The 23,224-nt window shown below is 68.5% G+C and carries 19 protein-coding genes; 10 read left to right on the top strand and 9 right to left on the bottom strand.

Annotated elements, in window-relative coordinates; genetic code table 11:
• Nucleotides 1-116: 116 nt before the first annotated feature.
• From E3T54_RS09210 to paaI, 3 genes are read right to left on the bottom strand one after another with little or no spacing between them, the layout of a single operon-like run.
• Entirely contained in the window at nt 117-743 is a 627-nt protein-coding gene (locus E3T54_RS09210) for a TetR/AcrR family transcriptional regulator (RefSeq protein WP_134475415.1), read from the bottom strand.
• A gap of 32 nt (nt 744-775) precedes the next feature.
• The gene (gene paaK / locus E3T54_RS09205; RefSeq protein ID WP_134475414.1) at nt 776-2,095 is read right to left on the bottom strand and encodes a phenylacetate--CoA ligase PaaK; all 1,320 of its coding nucleotides are present in this window, start codon (nt 2,093-2,095) and stop codon (nt 776-778) included.
• A 24-nt stretch (nt 2,096-2,119) separates the two neighbouring features.
• Nucleotides 2,120-2,545 (bottom strand): hydroxyphenylacetyl-CoA thioesterase PaaI, encoded by a 426-nt coding sequence (gene paaI, locus E3T54_RS09200; RefSeq protein WP_198414455.1) that lies wholly within the window; start codon nt 2,543-2,545, stop codon nt 2,120-2,122.
• Nucleotides 2,546-2,673: 128 nt separating this feature from the next.
• On the opposite strand from paaI, the gene paaA reads away from it, so the two are divergent.
• Genes paaA through E3T54_RS09170 form a run of 6 tightly spaced genes read left to right on the top strand, consistent with a single transcriptional unit; the run spans nt 2,674 to nt 7,282 of the window.
• The gene (gene paaA / locus E3T54_RS09195; RefSeq protein WP_134475413.1) at nt 2,674-3,666 is read left to right on the top strand and encodes a 1,2-phenylacetyl-CoA epoxidase subunit PaaA; all 993 of its coding nucleotides are present in this window, start codon (nt 2,674-2,676) and stop codon (nt 3,664-3,666) included.
• Nucleotides 3,666-3,971 (top strand): 1,2-phenylacetyl-CoA epoxidase subunit PaaB, encoded by a 306-nt coding sequence (gene paaB, locus E3T54_RS09190; RefSeq protein ID WP_134475479.1) that lies wholly within the window; start codon nt 3,666-3,668, stop codon nt 3,969-3,971. The genes paaA and paaB overlap by 1 nt, the downstream gene beginning before the upstream one ends.
• Nucleotides 3,968-4,825, top strand: a complete 858-nt coding sequence (gene paaC, locus E3T54_RS09185) for a 1,2-phenylacetyl-CoA epoxidase subunit PaaC (protein ID WP_174844409.1) — start codon at nt 3,968-3,970, stop codon at nt 4,823-4,825. Before paaB ends, paaC begins: the two co-directional genes overlap by 4 nt.
• Nucleotides 4,822-5,349, top strand: a complete 528-nt coding sequence (gene paaD / locus E3T54_RS09180) for a 1,2-phenylacetyl-CoA epoxidase subunit PaaD (protein ID WP_277870651.1) — start codon at nt 4,822-4,824, stop codon at nt 5,347-5,349. Before paaC ends, paaD begins: the two co-directional genes overlap by 4 nt.
• A 2-nt stretch (nt 5,350-5,351) precedes the next feature.
• Complete coding sequence (gene paaE, locus E3T54_RS09175) at nt 5,352-6,482, top strand: 1,2-phenylacetyl-CoA epoxidase subunit PaaE (RefSeq protein WP_134475412.1); 1,131 nt, start codon at nt 5,352-5,354, stop codon at nt 6,480-6,482.
• Nucleotides 6,483-6,508: 26 nt separating this feature from the next.
• Nucleotides 6,509-7,282 (top strand): enoyl-CoA hydratase/isomerase family protein, encoded by a 774-nt coding sequence (locus tag E3T54_RS09170; protein ID WP_134475411.1) that lies wholly within the window; start codon nt 6,509-6,511, stop codon nt 7,280-7,282.
• A 154-nt stretch (nt 7,283-7,436) separates the two neighbouring features.
• On the opposite strand, the gene E3T54_RS09165 is transcribed toward E3T54_RS09170, so the two are convergent.
• The 5 genes from E3T54_RS09165 to E3T54_RS09145 all read right to left on the bottom strand — a co-directional run bounded on the left by E3T54_RS09165 (nt 7,437) and on the right by E3T54_RS09145 (nt 13,369).
• Nucleotides 7,437-8,144, bottom strand: coding sequence for an ABC transporter ATP-binding protein (locus E3T54_RS09165; protein WP_134475410.1), 708 nt, complete (start codon nt 8,142-8,144; stop codon nt 7,437-7,439).
• Nucleotides 8,141-10,057 (bottom strand): ATP-binding cassette domain-containing protein, encoded by a 1,917-nt coding sequence (locus tag E3T54_RS09160; protein WP_092323517.1) that lies wholly within the window; start codon nt 10,055-10,057, stop codon nt 8,141-8,143. Before E3T54_RS09160 ends, E3T54_RS09165 begins: the two co-directional genes overlap by 4 nt.
• Nucleotides 10,058-10,061: 4 nt before the next feature.
• Nucleotides 10,062-10,934 carry a branched-chain amino acid ABC transporter permease gene (locus tag E3T54_RS09155; RefSeq protein ID WP_166784508.1) on the bottom strand — a complete coding sequence of 291 codons (873 nt, stop codon included), beginning with the start codon at nt 10,932-10,934 and terminating at the stop codon, nt 10,062-10,064.
• Between the two features lie 2 nt (nt 10,935-10,936).
• Nucleotides 10,937-12,121, bottom strand: coding sequence for an ABC transporter substrate-binding protein (locus tag E3T54_RS09150; RefSeq protein WP_092323514.1), 1,185 nt, complete (start codon nt 12,119-12,121; stop codon nt 10,937-10,939).
• Nucleotides 12,122-12,475: 354 nt separating this feature from the next.
• Complete coding sequence (locus E3T54_RS09145; protein ID WP_134475409.1) at nt 12,476-13,369, bottom strand: DMT family transporter; 894 nt, start codon at nt 13,367-13,369, stop codon at nt 12,476-12,478.
• Nucleotides 13,370-13,580: 211 nt separating this feature from the next.
• Here E3T54_RS09145 and E3T54_RS09140 point away from each other — a divergent pair, with 211 nt between their 5' ends.
• The gene (locus E3T54_RS09140) at nt 13,581-17,315 is read left to right on the top strand and encodes an ExeM/NucH family extracellular endonuclease (protein ID WP_134475408.1); all 3,735 of its coding nucleotides are present in this window, start codon (nt 13,581-13,583) and stop codon (nt 17,313-17,315) included.
• A gap of 162 nt (nt 17,316-17,477) precedes the next feature.
• On the opposite strand, the gene E3T54_RS09135 is transcribed toward E3T54_RS09140, so the two are convergent.
• Nucleotides 17,478-18,134 (bottom strand): fasciclin domain-containing protein, encoded by a 657-nt coding sequence (locus E3T54_RS09135; protein WP_134475407.1) that lies wholly within the window; start codon nt 18,132-18,134, stop codon nt 17,478-17,480.
• A gap of 330 nt (nt 18,135-18,464) precedes the next feature.
• On the opposite strand from E3T54_RS09135, the gene recQ reads away from it, so the two are divergent.
• The 3 genes from recQ to E3T54_RS09120 all read left to right on the top strand — a co-directional run bounded on the left by recQ (nt 18,465) and on the right by E3T54_RS09120 (nt 23,221).
• Nucleotides 18,465-20,336, top strand: a complete 1,872-nt coding sequence (gene recQ / locus E3T54_RS09130; RefSeq protein WP_241977155.1) for a DNA helicase RecQ — start codon at nt 18,465-18,467, stop codon at nt 20,334-20,336.
• A gap of 3 nt (nt 20,337-20,339) precedes the next feature.
• Complete coding sequence (locus E3T54_RS09125; protein WP_134475406.1) at nt 20,340-20,924, top strand: trans-aconitate 2-methyltransferase; 585 nt, start codon at nt 20,340-20,342, stop codon at nt 20,922-20,924.
• Between the two features lie 179 nt (nt 20,925-21,103).
• Nucleotides 21,104-23,221 carry an acyl-CoA dehydrogenase gene (locus E3T54_RS09120; protein ID WP_134475405.1) on the top strand — a complete coding sequence of 706 codons (2,118 nt, stop codon included), beginning with the start codon at nt 21,104-21,106 and terminating at the stop codon, nt 23,219-23,221.
• Nucleotides 23,222-23,224 lie beyond the last annotated feature (3 nt).

Raw genomic sequence — 23,224 nt, 5'->3', positions numbered from 1 at the left:
GATCTCTTTAACGCCCGCTTCCCGCCCTGAGGGGTCGCAAATCGACCTTCCCGGCGTACGGGAAGGTCGATTTGCGACCCCTCACCGGGCGAGAAATGCCATCAGGTCAGGTCAGGTCAGGTCAGGTCTTCGACGCGGTTCATGGTCGGCATCCGCAGACCGTCGAGCGCCACGGCAAGCACGTCGTCGGCCAGGTGAGCCGGGTCCTCCGCGCCCTCCGGCCGATACCACTCCACGATCGAGTTGACCATGCCGAACAGTAGCCGGGTCACGATCCGCGGATCGATGTCGCTGCGCAGCGAGCCCTCGTTGCGGGCCTCGACGACGAGGCCGGATACCGCCCGGTCGAAGGCGCGGCGACGCTCGAGGGCGGCGCGCTCGACGACCGTGTTGCCCCGCACCCGCAGCAGGAGAGTCACAAACGGAAGATTGGCGGCCAGCACCTCGACCGCGCCGCGGAGCACGTGCGCGAGCCGGTCGATCGCCCGGCCGGTCTGGGATTCCCGGTCTTGCAGCACGCCCTCCAGCGCGTCGAGGGCCTCGTTCAGGGCGAGCTCGAGCAGCTCCTCCTTCGACGCGAAGTGGTGGTAGATCGCGGACTTCGACAGGGCGAGTCGGGACGCCAGAACCCCCATCGACGTGGCGTCGTAGCCGAATTCGTTGAAGGCGTCGACGGCGATCTCGAGGATGGCGCGCTGGTCGTAACCGGGGCGCCCGCGCTTGCTTGCTGGTTGCTCAGACATCGCCGATCAGTCTCTCACGAGCCTGTGGCCGATTACCGCAGGTCGTAGACACGCTTGTGCTTGCCCGTGCTGCGTTCGAGCGAGCCGGGTTCGACGATCAGCACGTTCACGCTCGAGCCGATCTGGTCCTTCACCCGCTCGATCAGGATCGCGCACGCCCGGTCGGAGGTGGAGGCATCCGAGTTCTCGTGCCGTTCGATGCGCACGGTCAGCTCGTCCATCCGGCCCGGCCTCGTGAGTTCGAGGATGAAGTGGGGGGAGAGGTGCTCGATCCCGAGCACGATCTCCTCGATCTGGGTCGGGAACAGGTTGACCCCGCGCAGGATGATCATGTCGTCGTTGCGTCCGGTGACCTTTTCCATCCGGCGCATGCCGGGCCGGGCGGTGCCGGGCAGAAGCCGGGTCAGGTCGCGGGTGCGGTAGCGGATCACCGGGAACGCTTCCTTGGTCAGCGAGGTGAACACGAGTTCGCCCGTTTCACCGTCGTCCAGCACGTGCCCCGTGTCGCCGTCGATGATCTCGGGCAGGAAATTGTCCTCCCAGAGGTGCGGGCCGTCCTTCGACTCGATGCACTCGTTGCCGACGCCCGGGCCCATGACCTCGCTCAGGCCGTAGATGTCGAGGGCGTCGAAGTCGAGTCGTTCCTCGAGCTCGCGGCGCATCTGGTTCGTCCACGGCTCCGCGCCGAGCACGCCGGCCTTGAGGCTGGAGAGACGGGGGTCCATGCCGGCCGCGACCATCGCATCCGTGATGGTCAGCAGGTAGCTGGGGGTGCTCATGATGACGTCGGGCTCGAAGTCCCGGATCATCTGCACCTGCTTGTTCGTCTGGCCGCCCGACATCGGGATGGCGACGGCGCCGAGCGCCTCGATGCCGGCGTGGGCGCCCAGCCCGCCGGTGAACAGGCCGTAACCGTAGGCGTTGTGCACCTTCATGCCCGGCCGTACCCCCGAGGCGCGCAGGCTCCGTGCGACGAGGCCGGACCACATCCGCAGGTCGTTCTTCGTATAGCCGACCACCGTGGGGAGGCCCGTGGTCCCCGACGAGGTGTGGATGCGCGCGACCTGGTCCATCGGCACAGCGAACATCCCGAACGGGTAGGACACGCGCAGGTCTTCCTTCGTGGTGAACGGCAGCTTGTGCACATCGTCAAGCGTGCGGATGTCGTCCGGGTGCACGCCGACCTCGTCGAACTTGCGGGTGTACAGGGGAACGTTCGCGTAGGCGTGCCGCACGGTGTGCTGCAGGCGAGTGAGCTGCAGCGACTGGATCTCGTCGCGGGACATGCGCTCTTCCGGATCGAGCTCGTCCGTGGCGGGCGCGTGCAGGCGGGTCTTGGTCAGCGTTGACATGGTGCCTCCGGGCGTCGTGGGGATTTAGTCGCGTGCCCGTTCGGGCACGGGAAGGTTGGTGGTGCGGCTGCGGCCGCGGAATTCTGCCACCGGCGCGTTGTCGTCGTCGGTGACGCTCACGTCGTAGATGCCGGATCGCCCGCTCTTCGTGCGGAGCATGGCGGTGGCGGTGAGGGTCTGGCCGCTGGTCGTGGGCTTGAGGAACGCGATGTCGGCCCCGGCCGCGAGGGTGACGTGGTGGCTGTCATTGCAGCAGATGGCGAAGGCGGTGTCCGCGAGCGCGAAGACGATCCCGCCGTGGGTGACGTCGAAGCCGTTGAGCATGTCGTCCCTGATGATCATGGAAACGACCGCGAGCCCGGGTTCAGTGCGCTGGACAATCATGCCGAGGCCGGCGGATGCCCGGTCCCGCTCCATCATGGCGAGGTTGCCGGTGGGTGAAGCATCCATGTATCTGGTTCTCCTCGTTGAGTGACCGTACGCGCGGCAACAGACGGTTGCCGTGCCGTTGGTGACACCATATACTAACTGAACGATCGGTTGGTAATGATAGCCGGACCGGGAGAGACCAGGAGTCGATGATGACCACCCCAGCAGAGCCTTACGCACTGCCCACGGAAGCCTCCGTCGAGGTTTCCGCCGAGGAGCACCAGTTCAACGAACTGATCGCGGCCGACTCGCGGATCGAACCTCGCGACTGGATGCCGGAGGGCTACCGGAAGACGCTGGTGCGCCAGATCTCCCAGCACGCCCACTCCGAGATCATCGGCATGCAGCCGGAGGCGAACTGGATCACCCGCGCGCCCAGCCTCAAGCGCAAGGCCATCCTGATGGCCAAGGTGCAGGACGAGGCCGGCCACGGTTTGTACCTCTACTCCGCGGCGCAGACCCTCGGCACCACCCGGGATGAGATGACGGATGCCCTCATCGCCGGCAAGGCCCGCTACTCCTCGATCTTCAATTACCCGAGTCCCACCTGGGCCGACATGGGCGCGATCGGCTGGCTCGTCGACGGCGCCGCCATCTGCAATCAGGTGCCCCTCTGCCGGGCCTCCTACGGACCGTACGGTCGCGCCATGGTGCGCATCTGCAAGGAAGAGTCCTTCCACCAGCGGCAGGGCTTCGAGATCCTGCTCGAACTGATGAACGGCACGCCCGCGCAGCGGGAGATGGCCCAGGACGCCGTCAACCGCTGGTACTGGCCGGCGCTGCAGATGTTCGGCCCGCCCGACAACGACTCGCCCAACTCGGCGCAGTCCATGGCCTGGAACATCAAGCGATTCTCCAATGACGAACTTCGCCAGCGCTTCGTCGGCATGTGCGTCCCGCAGGCCGAGGTGCTCGGCGTGACCCTGCCCGATCCCGACCTGCGCTACAACGAGGAAACGAAACAATACGACATGGGCGAAATCGACTGGACCGAATTCCACGAGGTGCTCGCCGGCCGCGGCCCGGCCAACGCCCGCCGCCTGCAGCGGCGCCGCGAGGCCCACGAGGACGGTGCGTGGGTGCGGGAAGCCGCCGCCGCGTACGCCCGCAAGCAGGCCGTCCGGTCGAAGGCGGTGGCATGATGAGCGCCCCCGGAACGTCCGAGAAGGAGATCTGGCCCCTCTGGGAGGTCTTCGTGCGCGCCAGCCGCGGAATCAGCCACACCCACGTTGGCTCCCTGCATGCTCCCGACGCCACCCTGGCCGTGCGCAATGCGCGTGACCTGTACACCCGCCGAGGCGAGGGCGTTTCGGTGTGGGTCGTGCCCGCCGACGCGATCACCACCAGCGACCCCGACGCGAAGGGCGCCTTCTTCGAATCGCCCGCCGGCAAGAACTACCGTCACGCCAGCTACTACTCCAAGAGCGAAGGGGTGAAGCACCTGTGACCGGGACGAACACGGCGGATGCCGCCACCAACGCCGACCACGGACACGGACACGGACACGTCGAGGTCGATTCCGTCACCCTCTCCGCCGAACTGGTCGAGGGCGCATCCGTCGCCTCGCACGACGTGGCCGAGTACGCCCTGTGGCTCGGTGACGACGCCCTGATCATCGCCCAGCAGCTGGGCTGGTGGATCTCCCGCGCCCCCGAACTCGAGGAAGACGTCGCGCTCGGCAACATCGGCCTCGACCTGCTCGGGCACGCTCGCTCGCTGCTGCATTACGCCGGCGCCGAATCGGGCCGCAGCGAAGACGACCTGGCCTACTGGCGCGACGAACCCCAGTTCCGCTCCGCGCACCTGTTCGAGCAGCCCAACGGCGACTTCGCGCACACGATCGCGCGCCAGTTCATCGCCGCGCACTACCTGTTCGAGCTGTACACGCGGCTGCAGGCATCCGGCGACGCCACCCTGGCCGCGATCGCCGCCAAGTCGGTCAAGGAGGTCGATTACCACCGCGACCACTCCGTGCAGTGGATCCTCCGGCTCTCCCTCGGCACCGAGGAATCCCGCCGGCGCATGATCACGGCTCTGTCCGACCTGTGGCCCTACGTCGAAGAGCTGTTCGCCGACGAGCCGCTCATCGACCGGCTCGAGGGCGTCGCCGTCAGGCCGTCCTCGCTCCGCCAGGCCTTCGACGACGCGATCGTCCCGGTGCTGGCCGAGGCGGAACTCGAGGTACCCCGCGGCTTCATCTCCTCCGGCGGCGGCCGGGGCGGCAAGCACTCCGAGAACCTCGGTTTCATCCTCGCCGAGATGCAGGTGCTCGCCCGGGCGCACCCCGGAGCGTCCTGGTGACCCTGCCCTCGGTTGCCCGACCTCGCCCCGTCGACGAGGCCTCGCGCCGTGCCTGGGACATCGCGGCGCAGGTCGTGGACCCGGAGATCCCCGTGCTGACCATCGAGGACCTCGGCGTGCTCCGCTCCGTGGCCGTCGGCGAGGGCGGCGCGGTCACGGTTTCCCTGACGCCTACCTACAGCGGATGTCCGGCCCTCGAGGCCATGCGCGACGACGTCACCTCCGCCCTCCGCGCCGCCGGGTACGCCGACGTGTCCGTCGACCTGGTGCTCGCCCCGGCCTGGACCACCGATTGGATGAGCGAGGAGGGGAAGGCGAAATTGCAGGAGTACGGAATCGCGGCCCCGACCGGGCACTCGTCCGTTCGCCCTTCCGGCGCCGTGCGGCTGCAGCTGGCCGTCAAGTGCCCCCGGTGCTCGTCCCTGAACACGCGGGAACTCGCCCGCTTCGGCTCGACGTCGTGCAAGGCCCTCTATGAGTGCCGCGACTGCCTCGAACCGTTCGACTACTTCAAGGTGCTCTAACCATGGCAGCAACAAATCTCGGCGCCCCGCGCTCCGGTGCAACGAAGCACCGCGCGAAGTTCCACACCCTGTCCGTCGCCGAGATCCGTCCGTTGACGGCCGACAGCGTCGAGGTGACCTTCGCGGTGCCGGAGGACCTGCAGGACGAGTTCGACTACGTGCCGGGGCAGCACCTCGCGCTCCGGGCCACGGTCGACGGCCACGAGCTGCGGCGCAGCTACTCGATCTGCCGGCCGCCGACCTCCGGCTCGGTCAGCGTGGCCATCAAGCGCGACCTCGGCGGAGCCTTCTCCACCTGGGCCAACAGCGAACTGGCCGTGGGGCAGCGCCTCGACGTGATGAGCCCGCAGGGCACCTTCACGACCGCGCTGCACGAGCTCGACGGCAAGCACATCGTCGGCATCGCCGCCGGGTCCGGCATCACCCCGCTGATGTCGCTCGCCCACACGGTGCTCGCGCACTCCGACAGCTCCCGGTTCACCCTCGTCTACACGAACCGCACCGCCCTCGACGTCATGTTCCTCGACGAACTGGCCGACCTCAAGGACAGGTACCCCGCGCGGCTGGCGCTGCACCACGTGCTCTCCCGCCAGCAGCGTTCCTCCACCCTGCTGTCCGGGCGGATCGACGAGGAGAAGCTCCGGCTGATGCTCGACACGATCATCCGCCCCGCCTCGGTCGACGAGTGGTTCCTCTGCGGACCCTTCGAGCTGGTGCAGCTGTGCCGCGACACGCTCGAGAGCGCCGAGGTAGAGCCCGAGCACGTGCGGTTCGAACTGTTCACCACCGGCGAGCCCTCGGCCGCCGGCGGTGACACCGGGCGACCGGTCATCGTCGCCCCCGGCGACAAGACGTACGAGATCGAGTTCACCCTCGACGGGGAGAGCGCCACCGTCACCACGCCGGTCAACGCGAACGAGAGCATCCTGAACGCCGCCCTCCGCGTTCGCCCCGACGTGCCGTTCGCCTGCGCCGGCGGGGTCTGCGGCACCTGCCGTGCCAAACTCGTCAGCGGTGACGTGACGATGACCGAGAACTACGCCCTCGAACCCGAGGAGCTGGCCCGCGGCTACGTGCTCACCTGCCAGTCACACCCGACCACCGACAAGGTCGTCGTCGACTACGACGGATAGCGCGAAGGCGCAGTAAGGCGGATGCCGTGATCGACCTGACCATCCAGGACGACGTTGCCCACGTGGTGCTGAACGCGCCCGAGAAGATGAACTCGCTCGATCCGGCGGCCCTCGCCGAGCTCGAGGCCGCCTACGCGAGCGCAGAGGCCGCCGGAGTGCGCGCCCTGGTGCTGCGCGGCGAGGGCCGCGCCTTCTGCGCCGGCCGGGACATCTCCGGCGTCGACCCCGCGACCGACGACGTGATGGGCTACCTCGGCGGACTCGTGACCCCGTTGCTCGAGCGGATGAGCGCGTTCCCCGCGCCCACCTTCGCGATCGCCCACGGGGCCTGCCTGGGCGTCGGCCTCGGCCTCCTGATCGCGACGGACGTCGTCTACGTCGCCGACACCGCGAAGATCGGTTCCCCGTTCGCGAATCTGGGGGCCACGCTCGATTCGGGCGGCCATGCCCTCTTCGTCGAACGGCTCGGCGCGCACAAGACGCTCGACCTGATCTACACCGGACGGCTCATGTCCGGAACGGAGGCCGTCGCCTCCGGCCTGTTCAGCCAGGTCTTCCCGGCCGATGAGGTCCTGGCGGCGACGGTCCGGGCGGCCACCCGGGCGGCCTCAGGGGCCACGCAGGCGTTCCTCGCGAGCAAGGAGCTTGTGCGGGCGCTCCGCGACGAGCGCCTGGGCCTCTGGCAGAGCATGTCCGCCGAGAACGCGGCCCAGGCGGCCCTCTGCGCGACCGCGGATTACCGGGAGGGCTTCGCCGCCTTCCAGCAGAAACGCACACCCGCGTTCACCGGCCGCGGCTGACCGGCTCACACTCCGCGCCGGACGTCTGCGCATAACTCCTCCAGAAAATCGGAAGCGCGACCTGAGCCTGCGAAATCACGCGGCTGTTGGGGCGATCGCCGCCGATCTGGCGGAGTTATGAACCGCGGCGTGCGGTGGCGCCGCGCGCGAAGAGCTACACCGCGGCGCCGCCGAGGTAGGCGTTGTGCACCTCGGGCAGTTCGACGAGTTCGGCCGGCGTGCCCGTGAGCGCGACCCGTCCGCGGTGCATGACCACGGCGCGGTGCGCGATCTTGAACGAGGCGCGCACGTTCTGTTCGACGAGCAGCACGGCGAGCTGCTTCTCGACGCAGAGCCGGGAGAGCACCTCCATGATCTCGGAGACGACCTTCGGCGCGAGGCCGATGGACGGTTCGTCGAGCATGATCGCCGTCGGATCCGCCATCAGGCCGCGCCCGATGGCGACCATCTGCTGTTCGCCGCCCGAGAGGGTGCCGGCGGCCTGTCCCATGCGTGCCTTGAGCCGGGGGAACAACTCGAGCACCGAGTCGACGTCGCCGTGGCCCTTCTTCGTCCAGGCGCCCAGCATCAGGTTGTCGCGCACCGACAGGGTCGGGAAGACCAGCCGGTTCTCGGGGACGTGCGTCAGGCCGAAGCCCGCCATCTTCTCCGTAGGCTTGCCCGTGATGGTGCGTCCCTCGAGGGTCACGGTGCCCGCGGTGGGTCGGATGAGGCCGCTCACGGCGCGAAGCAGGGTCGTCTTTCCGGCCCCGTTCGAACCCACGACGGCGAGGATTTCCCCTCGGCTCACCTCGAACCCGACCTCGTGCAGCACCGCGAGCTGCCCATAGCCGGCGTTGAGACCGGAAACGATGAGCGTCATGCGTGCTCCTCCAACTCGTTCAGTTCGGCTTCGGCCTCGTCGAGGTCAGTGCCGAGATAGGCGACGACAACGGCCGGATCATTACGCACCGTCTCCGGATCCCCGTGCGCGATGAGCACTCCGTCGTCGAGCACCGCGACATGGTCGGCGAGTGACATCACCTGGGCCACATCGTGCTCGACGAGCACGATCGTGAGCCCGGCCGTCCGCAGCCGGCGCAGGAGCTCGGCCATCACGTCGCGCTCGTGGCCGGACAGTCCGGCCATGGGCTCGTCGAGCAGCAGCAGCGCCGGCTCCGCGGCCAGGGCCCGGCAGACTTCCATCATGCGCTGCTTGCCGAACGGCAGCGCGGAGGCCGAGTCGTCCGCGGCATCCGTCAGCCTCATCGACTTCAGGATTTCGTAGGATGCGGCCCGGTGGGCGCCCTGCTCGTGCGCCTGCAACCCCAGCATTCCGCGGAGAACGCCGGCGCGTCCCTTGCGGTACCGGCCCATGTACACGTTGCCGACGACATCCGTCGAGGTGAACACCTGCAGGTTCTGGAAGGTGCGGGTCAGGCCGTGCGAGGCCGCCACGTGCGGCTTTTTGCCCGAGATGACCTGGCCTAGGAAGGTGACCGTGCCCGCAGTCGGCGTCAGCGCCCCGGAGATCATGTTGAAGCAGGTCGTCTTCCCGGCGCCGTTCGGGCCGATCAGGCCCAGGATGGTACCGGCCGGCACGGTGAGGCTCACGTCGTTGACGGCGACGACGCCCCCGTACCGCTTGGTCAGGCCGGAGATCACGAGGATCGGTTCGCCGGCTGCGACCGGCGTGCTCACCGCCGGGAGCTGCGGGATCGTCGTGTCGTCCTCGGCGGCGGTGGCATGTGCGTCAGCGGCCCGGCGGTTGCGGGCGAAGGGCAGCTTCCGCCAGAGCGTGATTGTCGCCTGGTAGAGGCCGCCGGGCAGGAGCAGGATCACCAGGATGAGCACGATGCCGTAGCCGAGCAGCTGCACCTCGCCGGTCGCGCCGGGGAAGATGGCCGGGATGACCTCGCGCATGCCCTCTCCGAGGAACTGCACGAGGAACGCGCCCGCGACCGCGCCCCAGACCGACCCGAGACCGCCGATGACCACCATCAGCAGGATCGAGACCGACAGGTGGAACTCGGCCGTTGTCGGGCTCACAATCGCGACCTGGTAGGCGTAGAAGACGCCGCCGAGTGCGGCGAATCCGGCGGACAACACGAACACCTTGAGCCGCAGCGCATACGTGTTGACGCCGAGGCTCTCCGCCGCGAGTTCGGAGTCGTTGACCGCCGAGAGCGCACGTCCGGCGCGGCTGCGGGTCAGGTTGAGGGCCAGGACCAGCCCGATCACGACGAACGGCGTGATGAACCAGAGGAAGAAGCCGCTGTTGTCGATGGGGATGCCGAACACCGTCGGCCGGGGGATGCCGTAGATGCCTGTCGTTCGACCGGTGACGTCCCATTCGCGCACCGCGATCATCACGATGAAGCCGAGCCCGAGCGTGGCCAGGGCGAGGTAGTGGCCGCGGAGGCGCATCAGCGGAAGCCCGACGAGCAGGGCGACCAGCATGGCGGCTGCCACGCCGATGGCTGCCGCGACCGGGCCGGGGAGGTCGAGTTTGGTCAGCATGATCGCGTGCGTGTACGCGCCGATCGCGAAGAACGCCGCCTGCCCGAGGCTGACCTGTCCGGCCAGTCCCATCAGCAGATTGAGCCCGATGGCGGGCAGCGCGAAGATCATCGCGAAGACGACGATGTTCATCATCGAGGAGCTGGCCGTGAAGGGGATCACGAGCATCAGGGCGACGAGGATGCCGCCACCGATGAGCGTGCCCTTGTTGTTCGTCCAGAAGCTGGCCCGGGGGGCGAGTTTGCCCACGAAGGTTGGTTTGGTGGAATCTGTCATGTCGCTACACCCTGACCGCTGTGGGCTTGAGAACGAGACCCTGTGGCCGGACGACCAGCACAAGGATGAGGATGAGGAAGGCCGCGCCGTCCCTCAGGCCCGAGCCGACATAGCCGGCCACGTAGGCCTCGATCACGCCGAGCAGGAGGGCTCCGATGATCGCCGCGCGGAAGGAGACGAAGCCGCCGAGGACGGCGGCGACGAAGCCCTTGAGGCCGAGCAGCACGCCGCCCGACCAGAGCGAGAGGTAGATCGGGGAGGCCACCACGCCGGCGACACCCCCGACGAAACCCGCAATCGCGAAGGCCAGCACGGACGCGGCAACGGGGGAGATCCCCACGATGCGCGCCGCAACCGGCTGCTCCGCGCACGCCCGCAGCGCCTTGCCCCAGCGCGATTTCTCGTAGAAGAGCACGATGCCGCCACCGACCACGATGAGCGCGCCCATCATCCAGAACTCCTGCGAGCGGATGCTCACCCCGCCGATGAGGAGGTTCGTCCCCGGGAACAGGGGTACCCCCCGGGCCTCCGGGCCCCACGCCAGCAGCATGATCGCCTGCAGGAGCGTGGAGATTCCGAGGGTCAGGATGATGGACAGGAGCGGAGTCAGGTTCTTCACCCGCGATATGACCAGCCGTTCCATCGCGATCGCCACGAGGGTGACCGAGAGGATGGCGACCAGGATCGCGACGATGAGCGGCATGCCCGCCGACACCAGCCAGATGGAGCCCAGGCCGGCGAGCATCGCGAACTCACCCTGGGCAATGTTGATCACATGGCGCACGGTGTAGACGGCGATCAGGCCGACGGCGAGCAGGGCGTACACAGATCCCTGTGACAGCCCTGCCACCGTCAGTTGCAGGAAATCAGTGAGCACGGTCAGTCCTTGACGAGGTTCCAGCGGCCGTCCTGCGCCTCAGCGAGGATCAGTGCGGATGCGTCGAGGCCCGAGTGGTTCTCCGGGCTCATCGTGAAGACGCCGGAAATTCCGGTGAACTCGGCCTTCTCGAGCTCGTCGCGCAGGGCGTCGGCGTCGGTGCCGGCTTCCTTGATCGCGTTGACCGCGATGTGCCAGGCGTCGAACGCGTGGCCGGCGAAGCCGGAGGGCTGCTCACCGTACGCCTCGCTGTAGTCGGCTTTGAACTTTTCGATGACCTCGCGCTGGGGGTTGTCGGCATCCAGCTGGTCGGCGACGAGCAGACGGCCCATCGGCGCGATGACGCCGTTGGCCGCGTCACCGGCCGCGTCGAAGAACGCCTGGTTGGAGATGCCGTGCGAGTGGTAGACCGGCTTGTTCACGCCGAGCTGCACGTATGCCTTCTGGGCCAGTCCGGCCGAGGGGTTGATGCCCCAGATGATGACGGCGTCGGCGTCGGAGGAGCGAACGCCGGTCATCTGCGGGGTGAAGTCAGTCGCGCTCGGCTCGAAGGACTCGGTCGTGACGAGGGTGATGCCGCGCTCGGAGCCGAGTGCGGTGATGTAGTCCGCGATCCCTTCGCCGAATCCGGTGGCGTCGCGGACGAGGGCCAGCTTCGTGTAGCCCTTTTCCTTGGCGTCATTGAGGATGGTCTCGAGCACGACGACATCGTTCTGCGCGGTCTTGAAGACCCACTCGGAACCCTCGACGATGGCCACATTGGCGGCGACGGAGATCATCGGGATCTTCGCGGCTTCGGCAATGGGGCGCATGGCCAGGCTGGGGCCGGTGCGTGACGCGCCGATGATGATGTCGACCTTGTCGCTCTCGATCAGCTTGCTCGTGGCCTTGGCGGCGCCATCCTCGGTCGACTGGTTGTCCACGATGGTGAGCTCGACCTCGCGGCCGTCAATGCCGCCGTCGTCGTTGAGCTGTTCGGCCAGCATGTTGAGTGTGTTCTGCTCGGGGACGCCCAGGCTGGCACCCACTCCCGTGACGTCGAGCACCGCGCCGATCTTGATCGGCCCCTTCTCCGCGTCGCCGTCGGGGGCGCTGTCGCCGCCGAGGTTGGCGGTGCTGCATCCGGACAGGGCGAGGGCCGTGACGAGCGCAAGCGGCGCGATAACGCGCAGGCGAGACTTCTTCATTGAATCTCCTTCGGTGGGGACGGGCAATTAGTGACCGAACAGTCGGTCACTAATTGGCGTGCTTTCACAGTAGCCGTGGCCAATCGCCGGGTGCAAGCGTTGAGCACCCCCGGCGGGTAACGAGTTGGTGACGGAAGGCCCGGCATTGTTCCGGCGTGTTGCTGCGCGTTTCGCCCGGACGCGCGCAATAACATCCATGTATCACCGGTCCGCATGCGGGACGGGGACACCCGTTCGCCTCTCCGCCACAATTCGGGTTTGTGGTCGAAAGAGCAAACGATCAACATCTGTGGGGCGCCGAGCGCCCCACAGGTGCAATCCCGCCCCAGGTGAGCGCTCCCGTGGACCTTCGCCTTACGCGACGGAGAGCATCGCGGCAGCGGCCAGCGCCAGGGCCAGTCCCGCCCACTGCACGGGGGCGATGCGCTCCCGGAGCACGAGCGCGGCGAGCAGGATCGTTCCGGCCGGATACATCGCGGTGAGCACGCTCATCACGCTCAGTTCGCCGGCCCGGATCCCGAGGAGCAGCAGGAAGTTGGCGACCACGTCGACCACGCCGCATGCCACCGCCAGCGCGAGTCCCGCCCGGAGGGTGGCCGTCGCCTCGGGGGAGCGGGGCGGCGGCGCAACCCGCAGGGATCGGCGCCGGTTCCACGCCACGAAGGCGATGACTCCGAGCACGCAGAGCATGATCCCACCATTCACCGCCCGGTTGAGCACGAGCGGCACCAGCCCGCTGTCATTTGGGGTGAGGTCGATCATGATGATGAAGGCGCCAATCATGATCCCCGAGCCGATCGCCATCAGCACGCCGGTAAGGCTCGGCCGCACGGCGCCCCGCTCCGGCACGAAGCCGACCAGCACCACCGCGACCAGGGCGAGCCCCAGCGCCCAGTAGCCGATCGGGGCGAGCAGGTCGCCCCCGATCAGGCCGACGGTCGCCGGCACGACCGCCGACACGACGGCGGTCAGCGGGGAGAGGATGCTCATCGGTCCGACCGCGAGGCAGGCGTACAGCAGCGAAATCGCGATCGCGCCGCTGACGCCGGAGAGCGCGCCCCAGGCAACGGCCTCGGCCGACCAGGTTCCGCCGACGATGGGGAATGCCAGGAGGAGCACCACCAGGCCGGTGAGCGCGGCGACGGCCGTCGCCAGCATGGCGCTGATGCGCTTCGCGGCGAGGCCGCCCAGGAAGTCGGCGGCACCGAAGATGAGTGCCCCGGTGAGGCCGTAGAAAGCGGTGAGCATAGAGGTTCAGCCTAGAGCGTCGGCGGGCACCCGCATTTGCGCACCGTACGGCGTCCGGCAACTTAAGAGCAGACGACGAACGTTGCGCATCCGTAGACCCGCTGGGCGCTCGTCCCTAGACTCTGGCTACCCCCAGCCGGGTGGCCCTACAAGGGGCGACGGTCCGTGGGCGCCCGACACCCATGGTCACCCACCCAAGGAGCTCAAGGTTATGAGTCACGTCGTCCCACGTACCCCCATCGAATCGCTCCCGCAGGGCGCCGCACGTCGCGCCCGCCGGGGCCGGGCCGTCGCCCTGGCGACGGCCGCGGCGCTCGGCCTGTCCATGCTCGCGGCCACTCCCGCGCACGCGGCCACGGTCACCCACACGATTGCCGCGGTCCAGGGCCCCGGAGCGGCGAGCCCGCTGGTCGGAGCGACCGTCACCGTGGCGGGCATTATCACGGCCGACCACCGCGTCGGCGGCTACCGGGGCGTCTACCTGCAGAGCGCCGGTTCCGGTGGGCCAACGGACGCGACGCCGGGCGCCTCAGACGGCGTCTTCATCTTCCTCGGATCGGCCAACCCGGCCGTCGCCCTCGGCGACCTGGTGCGGGTGACCGGTCCGGTGAGCGAGTACTTCGGCCTGACCCAGGTCACCGGCTCTGCGGCGGGCGCGGTTGAGCTCGTCACCGCCGCGGTCGGCGTGCCGGCGGCAACCGCCCTGCCCGACACCCTCGTCGGCAGCGGCCGGGAGCAGCTGGAAGGCATGCTCGTCGCGCCGGCCGGAACCTACCGGGTCAGCTCGAGTCACCAGCTCTACAACTTCGGCACGCTCTGGCTGTCGGCCGGCACCAGGCCGCTCGTCAAGAGCACCGAGCAGGTGCCGCCCGGACCCGACGCGACCGCGATCGCGACCGCGAACCGGGCCAACCGGATCCTCCTCGACGACGGTTACAACATCCAGATCGGCAATGCCGCCCACATCGGCGACCAGCCGTTCTTCACGGCCGGCCAGGTCGTGCGCGTCGGTGACACGGTCACCTTCCCCGGCGGGCCCGCCGTGCTGTCCTATGGTTTCGACGACTGGCGGCTGCAGCCGTCCATGCCGATCACCGATGCCAGCGACGCCGAGGACAAGCCGGTCTTCGCCGCGTCGAACCCGCGCCCGGCCGCCGCCCCCGAGGTGGGCGGAGACATCCAGGCCGCAGCCTTCAACGTCTTCAACTACTTCACGACCCTGAGCAGCGAGAACCCGGCCGCCCGCGGCGCCGCCACCCAGGCACAGTTCGACATCCAGAAGTCCAAGATCGTTGCGGCCATCAACGGCCTCGACGCTGACGTGGTCAGCCTGATGGAGATCGAGAACTCGGTCAAGCTCGGCAAGCCGATCGACAGTGCCCTGGCCGACCTGGTCGGAGGGCTGAACGCCGCGCTCGGGAAGAAGAACGTCTGGGATTACGTTCGCACGCCGGCCGCGCTGGGCGACCCGGCGATCACCGACGCGATCACCGACGCGATCACCAACGCGATCATCTACAAGAAGTCGGAGCTCACGCCGCGCGGTGCCAGCCGCACCCAGATCGACGAATCCGTCTGGGACATCGCGCGCGAACCCATCGCCCAGACGTTCACCTTCGGCCCGAAGGTCGTCACCGTCGTGGCCAATCACTTCAAGTCGAAGAGCGGATCCGGCGCCGAGCCGGCCGACGGCCAGGGGAAATTCAACGCCGAGCGCGTCGAGCAGGCCCAGGCCCTCGTGACGTTCGTCGGCGACCTGCAGGACTCCTCGGAAAGCGACGATGTGCTGCTGCTCGGCGACTTCAACGCCTACTCGCAGGAAGACCCGATGAACGTTTTCACCCAGGCGGGCTACGTCGACCTGGTGAGGGCGAAGACCACCGGCCAGTACACCTACACCTTCGACGGCGAGCTCGGCTCGCTCGACCACGCGGTCGCGACGCCCAGCCTGGCCGCCTCGGTCACGGGCGCCGGCGTGTGGGGGATCAACGCGGCCGAGTGGGGTGACCGCGGCTACGCATACCCGGCGGCCGAGGCCGGCACCCCGTTCCGCTCCAGCGACCACGACCCGATCAAGGTGGGCATCTCCAAGAAAGTGCTCCCGGTGGAGGTCAGCGTCGTCACCGTCAACGACTTCCACGGTCGACTCGAGCAGAGCGGAGCCTCCGGCGGCGCCGCGACGCTCGCCGGAGCGGTGAAGCAGGTGCGCGCCAAGAACCCCAACACGGTCTTCGCCGCCGCCGGCGACCTGATCGGGGCGTCGACGTTCACCTCCTTCATCCAGCAGGACAACCCGACCATCGACGCGCTCAACCTGGCCGGGCTCGACGTCTCCGCGGTCGGCAACCACGAGTTCGACCAGGGCTTCGCCGACCTGAAGAACCGGGTCATGCCGCGGGCCCAATGGGAGTACCTGGGTGCCAACGTCTATGACAAGAACACCGGAAAGCCGGCCCTCCCCGAGTACTACGTGGAGGACTTCAACGGCGTCTCCGTCGGCTTTATCGGGGCGGTCACGAACGAGCTGCCCTCGCTGGTGAGCCCGTCCGGCATCGCTGACCTCGAGATCCGAGACGTCACCGTGGAAACCAACCGCGTCGCCGACAATCTCCGCGACAAGAACCCCGACAACGGCGAGGCCGACGTCGTCATCCTGCTCGTGCACGAGGGTGCCGCGACGACGAATGTGAGCACGGCCACCGACGATTCGTCGTTCGGTCGGATCGTGATGGGCGTCGATGCCGACGTCAACGCCATCGTCTCCGGGCACACTCACCTTGCGTACAACCACGTCATCAACGGTCGGCCGGTCGTCTCGTCCGGGCAGTACGGTGAGTTCTTCGGTCAGATGAACATCTCCTGGGACCCGGTGGTCAAGAAGCTGGTCTCGATCAACAACTCCATCCTGCCGCTGATGGATTCGACGAAGAACCCGCCGGTAGCCCTCTACCCGGCAGACGCCGCGGTCGCCCAGGTGGTCGCAGCCGCCGTGGCCCAGGCGGCACCGCTCGGCGCGGTCAAGGTCGGCCAGGTCACGGCCGATTTCAACCGGGCCAAGCAGTCCAGCGGCAGCGAGAACCGCGGCGGGGAGTCCACACTCGGCAACTTCGTCGCCGACGTGCAGCTCTGGGCGACGGCGCCGGCGGGAGCCGAGATCGCGTTCATGAACCCCGGTGGGCTCCGGGCCGACCTGAAGTTCCTGAGCTCGGGAGCCGGCGACCCCGACGGCAACGTCACCTACAAGGAGGCCGCGGCCGTCCAGCCGTTCGCCAACACGCTGGTCACCATGGACCTCACCGGTGCGCAAATCCGGCAGGTCCTGGAACAGCAGTGGCAGCCCGCGGGCTCCAGCCGGCCGTTCCTCAAGCTCGGTGTGTCGAAGGAACTGACCTACACGTACGATCCCACGGCGGCGGCGGGCGGCAGAATCACGCACGTCTTCCTCAACGGGACCCAAGTGCAGCCGGCCGACACTCACCGGGTCGTCGTGAACTCGTTCCTCGCCTCCGGCGGAGACAACTTCACCACGCTCGCATCCGGAACGGTACGGGCCGACTCCGGCAAAGTCGACCTCCAGTCGATGGTCGACTACTTCGCCGCATCCGGAACGGCTTCACCGGACTACGCGCAGCGCGCGGTCGGTGTGAAGCTCTCCGCCGCCGATGCCAACGGGTACAGCGCCGGGGACATCGTGACGGTCACGTTGTCCTCGCTGTTGTTCAGCGCGGGCGAGCCGGTTCTGGGCCTCGTGGGCGTTGCGCTCGCCGGAAACTCGCTGGGCACCGCACCGATCGATCCGGCGATCGTGACCGGGACGGATGAGGTGGGCCGGGCAACCGTGTCGATCACCATCCCGGGCGGCGTCACCGGAGCCCAGCAGCTCCTGGTGACCGTCCCGGGCGCCGGTACCAGGGCAGTCGTCCCGATCACCATCACCGCGCCGTAGGTGTGAGCCTGCCCGCCCCCACACCTCAGGTTGAGTTGCGGACAAAGTACCTTCACTTTCGCAACGAGGGTACTTTCTCCGCAACTCAGCCAGGAGGGGCGACGGGATAATGCGAGAGGCCCGCCACCCCCTGGGGGTGGCGGGCCTCTCGCATGTGGGGGACTACTTGGTCGGCATCAGCACCGAGTCGATGAGGTACACGGTCGCGTTGGCGGTCTGAACGCCACCGCAGATCACGTTCGCGTCGTTGACCTTGAGGTTGTCGCCGCTTCCGGTGACCTCGACGGTGCCGCCCTGGACGGTCGTCTGCATGCCGGCGATGGCGTCAGGGGCGATCTGGCCGGGAACCACGTGGTAGGTCAGGATGCTGCTGAGCGTCGCTGCGCCCTCGGGGGTCTTCAGGGTCTCGAGGGTCGCGGCGTCGATCTTGGCGAATGCCTCATCAACCGGAGCGAAGACGGTGAACTCGTCACCGTTGAGGGTGTCGACCAGGTTGACGTCCTTGTTGATCTGACCGGAGACCGCGGCAGCCAGCGTCTTCAGGAGCGGGTTGTTGGATGCGGCGACCGCGACGGGGTCGGCCGACATGCCGTCGATCGAGCCGGCACCATCCGGAACGGCCTCGCCGTAGGCGGCGCAGCCGGTTCCGACGAGGTTGGCTGCCGGGTCGTTCTCCATGGCGGGGGCTTCGCTCGTAGTGGACTTGGGCTCCTTCGCCGTGTCGGCGCTTGACGCGCCCATGGAACATGCGGACAAGCCGAGCACTGCGATCGAAGCAATGGACACTGCCGTCAGCGTCTTACGTGTAATGAGTCGCATTGGAGATTCTCCTTGGATGAGGTGGCCCACCTGGTGTGCGGCCTTCACAGCTTCATTCGGAGCCCCTGCCGATCCGGTTTGGGGGAATGTGGAAGGCAATCTCAAAACCGGTCTCCTCCGAACACCCTCCGACAGGCGCCGGGGGATGGCGCCGGGGGTCCCGGGTAGAGTGGCCGGGTGAGCTGGAACGCCGAAACACCGTGGGATCCTGACGAGTTCGAACCACCCGAGGACTTCGACGCGCCGCCCCCGCCGGACACCTACTCCGACCAGGCATCCGGGCCGATGGATGCTCCCGGCGCCGGCGCCGGCGGCCCCGGCGCCGCGCGAATGGCCCCGCCCGCGCCGACCGCGGCGACCGTGAAGTTCGCGACCGCGGCCGAGGCGCTGCACACCGTCTTCGGCTACGACTCGTTCCGCGGCGAGCAGGCCGCCATCATCGACCAGCTCATCGGCGGCGGCGACGCGGTCGTGCTCATGCCCACCGGCGGCGGCAAGAGCCTCTGCTACCAGATCCCGTCGCTCGTGCGGGCTGGCACCGGCATCGTCGTCTCCCCGCTGATCGCCCTCATGCAGGACCAGGTCGACGCCCTCACCGCCGTCGGCGTGCGGGCGGCGTTCCTCAATTCCAGCCAGGATGCCGCCTCCCGCGGCCAGGTCGAACGCGACTACCTCGCCGGCAACCTCGACCTGCTCTACGTCGCCCCGGAGCGGCTCTCCTCCGAGGCCACCAAACGGTTCCTCGACCGGGGCGCCATCTCCCTCTTCGCCATCGACGAAGCCCACTGCGTGTCGCAGTGGGGGCATGACTTCCGCCCCGACTACCTCGCCCTGTCCGAGCTGGCCGACCGGTGGCCCGACGTGCCGCGCATCGCGCTCACGGCCACGGCCACGGATGCCACGCACAAGGAGATCACCACCCGCCTGCAGCTGGGCGACGCGAAGCACTTCGTCGCGAGCTTCGACCGGCCGAACATCCAGTACCGCATCGTGAGCAAGCTCGAGGTGCGCAAGCAGCTCCTCGCATTCATCCGTTCGGAGCACGCGGACGACGCGGGCATCGTCTACGCCCTCAGCCGCAAGACCGTCGAACAGACCGCCGAGTTCCTGCGGGCCAACGGCGTCAATGCGATGCCGTACCACGCGGGACTCGACGCCGGCCTGCGCGCCCGCACCCAGTCGCGGTTCCTGCGCGAGGAGGGCGTCGTCATCGTCGCCACGATCGCGTTCGGCATGGGAATTGACAAGCCCGACGTGCGTTTCGTCGCCCACATCGACCTGCCCAAGTCGGTCGAGGGCTACTACCAGGAGACCGGCCGCGCCGGCCGCGACGGTGCCCCCGCGACGGCCTGGCTCGCCTACGGCCTGCAGGACGTCGTGCAGTTGCGACGCATGATCGACCAGTCGCCCGGCGACATGGCGCACCGCCGCAAGCTCTCCGCGCACCTCGACGCCATGCTCGCGCTCTGCGAAACCGTGCACTGCCGACGGGTCAACCTGCTGCGCTACTTCGGCCAGCCGAGCGAGCCCTGCGGCAACTGCGACACCTGCCTCGAGCCGCCCGTCGGCTGGGACGGCACCGTCCCCGCCCAGAAACTGCTTTCCACCGTCGTGCGCCTGCTGCGGGAGCGCAATCAGCGCTTCGGCGCCGGGCACCTCATCGACATCCTCCGCGGCAAGACGACCCCGCGCAGCACCCAGCACAAGCACGAGCAGCTCGCCACCTGGGGCATCGGCGCCGACCTGAGCGACCAGCAGTGGCGCGGCATCGTGCGCCAGCTGCTGGCCCAGGGGTTCCTCGCCCCCGAGGGCGAATACGGCACGCTGGCCCTCACGGATGCCGCGGCCGACGTGCTCGCCGGCACCCGCCCCGTGCAACTCCGCACCGAGCCCGACCGTCCCGACCGCCCCGCTCGCCGGTCCGCGGCCGCGAAGAGCGTGGCCAGGGCCGGCGTCGCCGACCTCACCCCCGGGCAGGAGGCGCTGTTCGAGGCGCTGCGTGCCTGGCGCTCGGCCGCGGCGAAGGAGCAGGGCGTCCCCGCCTACATCGTCTTCGGCGACGCCACCCTGATCGCCGTCGCGGCCGCCGGCCCGGCGACACTCGGCGAGCTCGACGGCATCAGCGGCATCGGCGCGAAGAAGCTCGAGGCCTACGGTGAGGCGCTGCTGGGCGTGGTCGCGACGGGCGTGGGCGCGGCGTAGCGCATGGACTGGACCGGCTACTACGACGCGCAGGCCGGTCGCGCCGTGCGGTCGGTCGTGCTTCAGGCCCTCGCCAGTCGGGACGACGCCCCACCCGGCGTGGCGATCGACATCGGCTGCGGCGAGGGAACCGAGACCCGTCACCTGCTCGCGAACGGATGGCGCGTGCTCGCGATCGACGCGGACCCCACCTCCGAGGCGCGCGTGCGCGCGGGCCTTACGCCCGAACAGCTCGCCCGCCTGACCTTCCGCCGCGCCCGATTCGAAGACGTCGGCGTGCTCCCCGCCGCCGACCTCGTCTACTCGACCTTCGCGCTGCCGTTCTGCGAATCGGTGGCGTTCCCGACAGTGTGGTCGGGCATCCGTGCCGCGCTGAAGCCCGGCGCCTGGTTCGCCGGCGAACTGTTCGGCCCGCACGGCTCCTGGTCCGGCCGCGCCGACATGAACTTCCACGACCGCGCCGACGTGCAGGCGCTGCTCGCCGGACTGACCGTGCATACCCTCGATGAAGACGACCGGACGGGCCAGTCCGCCTTCGGCCCCCGGCACTGGCACGTCTTCCACATCATCGCCCACAACCCCGCCTGATCGAACCACGATTGTGGACGGTCGCAGGTGCAAACGGCCATGAGCTGTGGGAACCTACAAAACGGATGCCGGGCGCAGCGGGCTTCTTTGTAGCCCCGTCACGCACCATTTCCGCCGACTCCGAGCCCGCCCTAACGTGGAGAAAATTCCTGTTCCGCGCGAAAGACGAAGGACCGACGATGGTTGACACCGCCCAGCGCCCCACCACCCCCACCACCTCGACCGACGCCAGCGTCGACACCGGACCGATCAAGATCGCCGGCGACCCGAGTGCCCCGGCAATCGACCTGCCGACCCTCAACCGGCAGCTCCTCGGCACCTGGGCCGACGTGCGCCTCGCGGCGCGCGAGCTCACCGCACGGCCGGAGATGCAGCGCATCGAGGGACTCTCCATGGACGAACACCGCAGTCGCGTCTTCGGCCAGTTGAAGGTGCTCGCCGACCTCGGCCACGTCCACCGCGCCTACCCGAAACACCTCGGCGGCCAGGACGACCAGGGCGGCAATATCGCCGCCTTCGAAGAGCTCGTCACCGCCGACCCCAGCCTGCAGATCAAGGGCGGCGTGCAGTGGGGCCTTTTCGGTGCCGCCGTCCTCCACCTCGGCACGAAGCCGCACCACGACGCCTGGCTGCCGGACATCATGAGCCTGAAGATCCCCGGCGCCTTCGCCATGACCGAGATCGGGCACGGCTCGGATGTCGCGAGCATCGGTACGACGGCGACCTTCGATTCCGAAACCGACGAGTTCGCCATCCACACCCCGTTCCGGGCCGCGTGGAAGGACTACCTCGGCAATGCCGCGAAGGACGGCGTCGCCGCCGTCGTCTTCGCCCAGCTGATCACCCGGGGGGTGAACCATGGGGTCCACGCCTTCTACGTGCCGATCCGCGGCGAGGACGGCGCCTTCCTGCCGGGCGTCGGCGGTGAGGACGACGGCCTCAAGGGCGGCCTGAACGGCATCGACAACGGACGGCTGCACTTCACGAACGTGCGCATCCCGCGCGCGAGCCTTCTCAACCGGTACGGAAACGTCGACGCTGACGGCACGTACACGAGTTCGATCGACAGCCCGGGCCGCCGCTTCTTCACCATGCTCGGCACGCTCGTGCAGGGGCGGGTGTCCCTCGACGGCGCGGCGACCCAGGCATCCGCACTCGCGCTGACCATCGCCATCACCTACGGCGGCCAGCGCCGGCAGTTCACGGCCGGCAGCGAGACCGATGAAGAGGTCGTCCTCGACTACCAGCGGCATCAGCGCCGGCTGCTGCCGCGCCTGGCCACCACCTACGCCCAGACCTTCGCGCACGACGAGTTCCTGGTCACCTTCGACAAGGTCTTCAGCGGCAAGGCCGATACCGATGACGATCGCCAGGACCTCGAGACCCTCGCCGCCGTGCTCAAGCCCCTCTCCACCTGGCACGCCCTCGACACGCTCCAGGAGACTCGCGAGGCCTGCGGCGGCGCGGGCTTCATGGCGGCGAACCGCCTCGTCGGCCTGCGTGCCGACCTCGACGTCTACGCCACATTCGAGGGCGACAACAACGTGCTCCTGCAGCTGGTCGCCAAGCGACTGCTCACCGACTACAGCAAGAAGTTCGCCTCGGCGGATGTCGGCGCCCTGGCCCGGTACGTCGTGCAGCAGGCCGCGGACCGGGCCTACCACGGCACGGGCCTCCGCACCCTGGCCCAGGCCGCCCGGGACTTCGGCTCCACCGCCCGCTCGGTCGGGCAGCTGCGCGACACGAACGTGCAGCGGCAGCTGCTCACCGACCGGGTCGAAACAATGATCGCCGACGTCGCCGGGAAGCTCCGCTCGGCGAACAAGCTGCCGCGAAAGCAGGCCGCCGACCTGTTCAATTCCCACCAGAACGAGCTGATCGAGGCCGCCCGCGCGCACGGCCAACTCTTGCAGTGGGAGGCCTTCACCCGGGCCGTCGAGACGACGGATGACGCGGGCACCCGGCAGGTGCTCACCTGGCTGCGCGACCTGTTCGGGCTTGGCCTGGTCGAGAAGAACCTGGCCTGGTACCTCATCCACGGCCGGTTGTCCGCGCAGCGTGCGCAATCGGTGACGGCCTACATCGACCGCCTCATCGCCCGACTGCGTCCGCACGCGCAGGACCTCGTCGACGCCTTCGGCTACACCCAGGAGCACCTGCGCGCCCCGATCGCCAGTGGCATCGAGCTCGAGCGCCAGAACGAGGCGCGCGAGTACTACCGGAAGCTTCGGGACAGCGGCAGGGCACCGGTCCAGGAGAAGGCAGTGAAGGCCGTGAAGGCCGTGAAGGCGAAGTAGAAC

Source organism: Cryobacterium sp. Sr8 (assembly GCF_004403225.1).
GTDB lineage: Bacteria > Actinomycetota > Actinomycetes > Actinomycetales > Microbacteriaceae > Cryobacterium > Cryobacterium psychrotolerans.
This window is presented reverse-complemented; position numbering and strand designations above follow the sequence as displayed.

Coding starts and splice junctions, on each gene's coding strand:
- paaB (WP_134475479.1), top strand. CDS start 3,666: ATGAGCGCCCCCGGAACGTCCGAGAAGGAGATCTGGCCCCTCTGGGAG.
- E3T54_RS09160 (WP_092323517.1), bottom strand. CDS start 10,057: ATGACAGATTCCACCAAACCAACCTTCGTGGGCAAACTCGCCCCCCGG.
- E3T54_RS09140 (WP_134475408.1), top strand. CDS start 13,581: ATGAGTCACGTCGTCCCACGTACCCCCATCGAATCGCTCCCGCAGGGC.
- E3T54_RS09145 (WP_134475409.1), bottom strand. CDS start 13,369: ATGCTCACCGCTTTCTACGGCCTCACCGGGGCACTCATCTTCGGTGCC.
- paaA (WP_134475413.1), top strand. CDS start 2,674: ATGATGACCACCCCAGCAGAGCCTTACGCACTGCCCACGGAAGCCTCC.
- E3T54_RS09210 (WP_134475415.1), bottom strand. CDS start 743: ATGTCTGAGCAACCAGCAAGCAAGCGCGGGCGCCCCGGTTACGACCAG.
- paaE (WP_134475412.1), top strand. CDS start 5,352: ATGGCAGCAACAAATCTCGGCGCCCCGCGCTCCGGTGCAACGAAGCAC.
- paaI (WP_198414455.1), bottom strand. CDS start 2,545: ATGGATGCTTCACCCACCGGCAACCTCGCCATGATGGAGCGGGACCGG.
- E3T54_RS09165 (WP_134475410.1), bottom strand. CDS start 8,144: ATGACGCTCATCGTTTCCGGTCTCAACGCCGGCTATGGGCAGCTCGCG.
- paaK (WP_134475414.1), bottom strand. CDS start 2,095: ATGTCAACGCTGACCAAGACCCGCCTGCACGCGCCCGCCACGGACGAG.
- E3T54_RS09120 (WP_134475405.1), top strand. CDS start 21,104: ATGGTTGACACCGCCCAGCGCCCCACCACCCCCACCACCTCGACCGAC.
- E3T54_RS09125 (WP_134475406.1), top strand. CDS start 20,340: ATGGACTGGACCGGCTACTACGACGCGCAGGCCGGTCGCGCCGTGCGG.
- E3T54_RS09135 (WP_134475407.1), bottom strand. CDS start 18,134: ATGCGACTCATTACACGTAAGACGCTGACGGCAGTGTCCATTGCTTCG.
- E3T54_RS09150 (WP_092323514.1), bottom strand. CDS start 12,121: ATGAAGAAGTCTCGCCTGCGCGTTATCGCGCCGCTTGCGCTCGTCACG.
- recQ (WP_241977155.1), top strand. CDS start 18,465: ATGGCCCCGCCCGCGCCGACCGCGGCGACCGTGAAGTTCGCGACCGCG.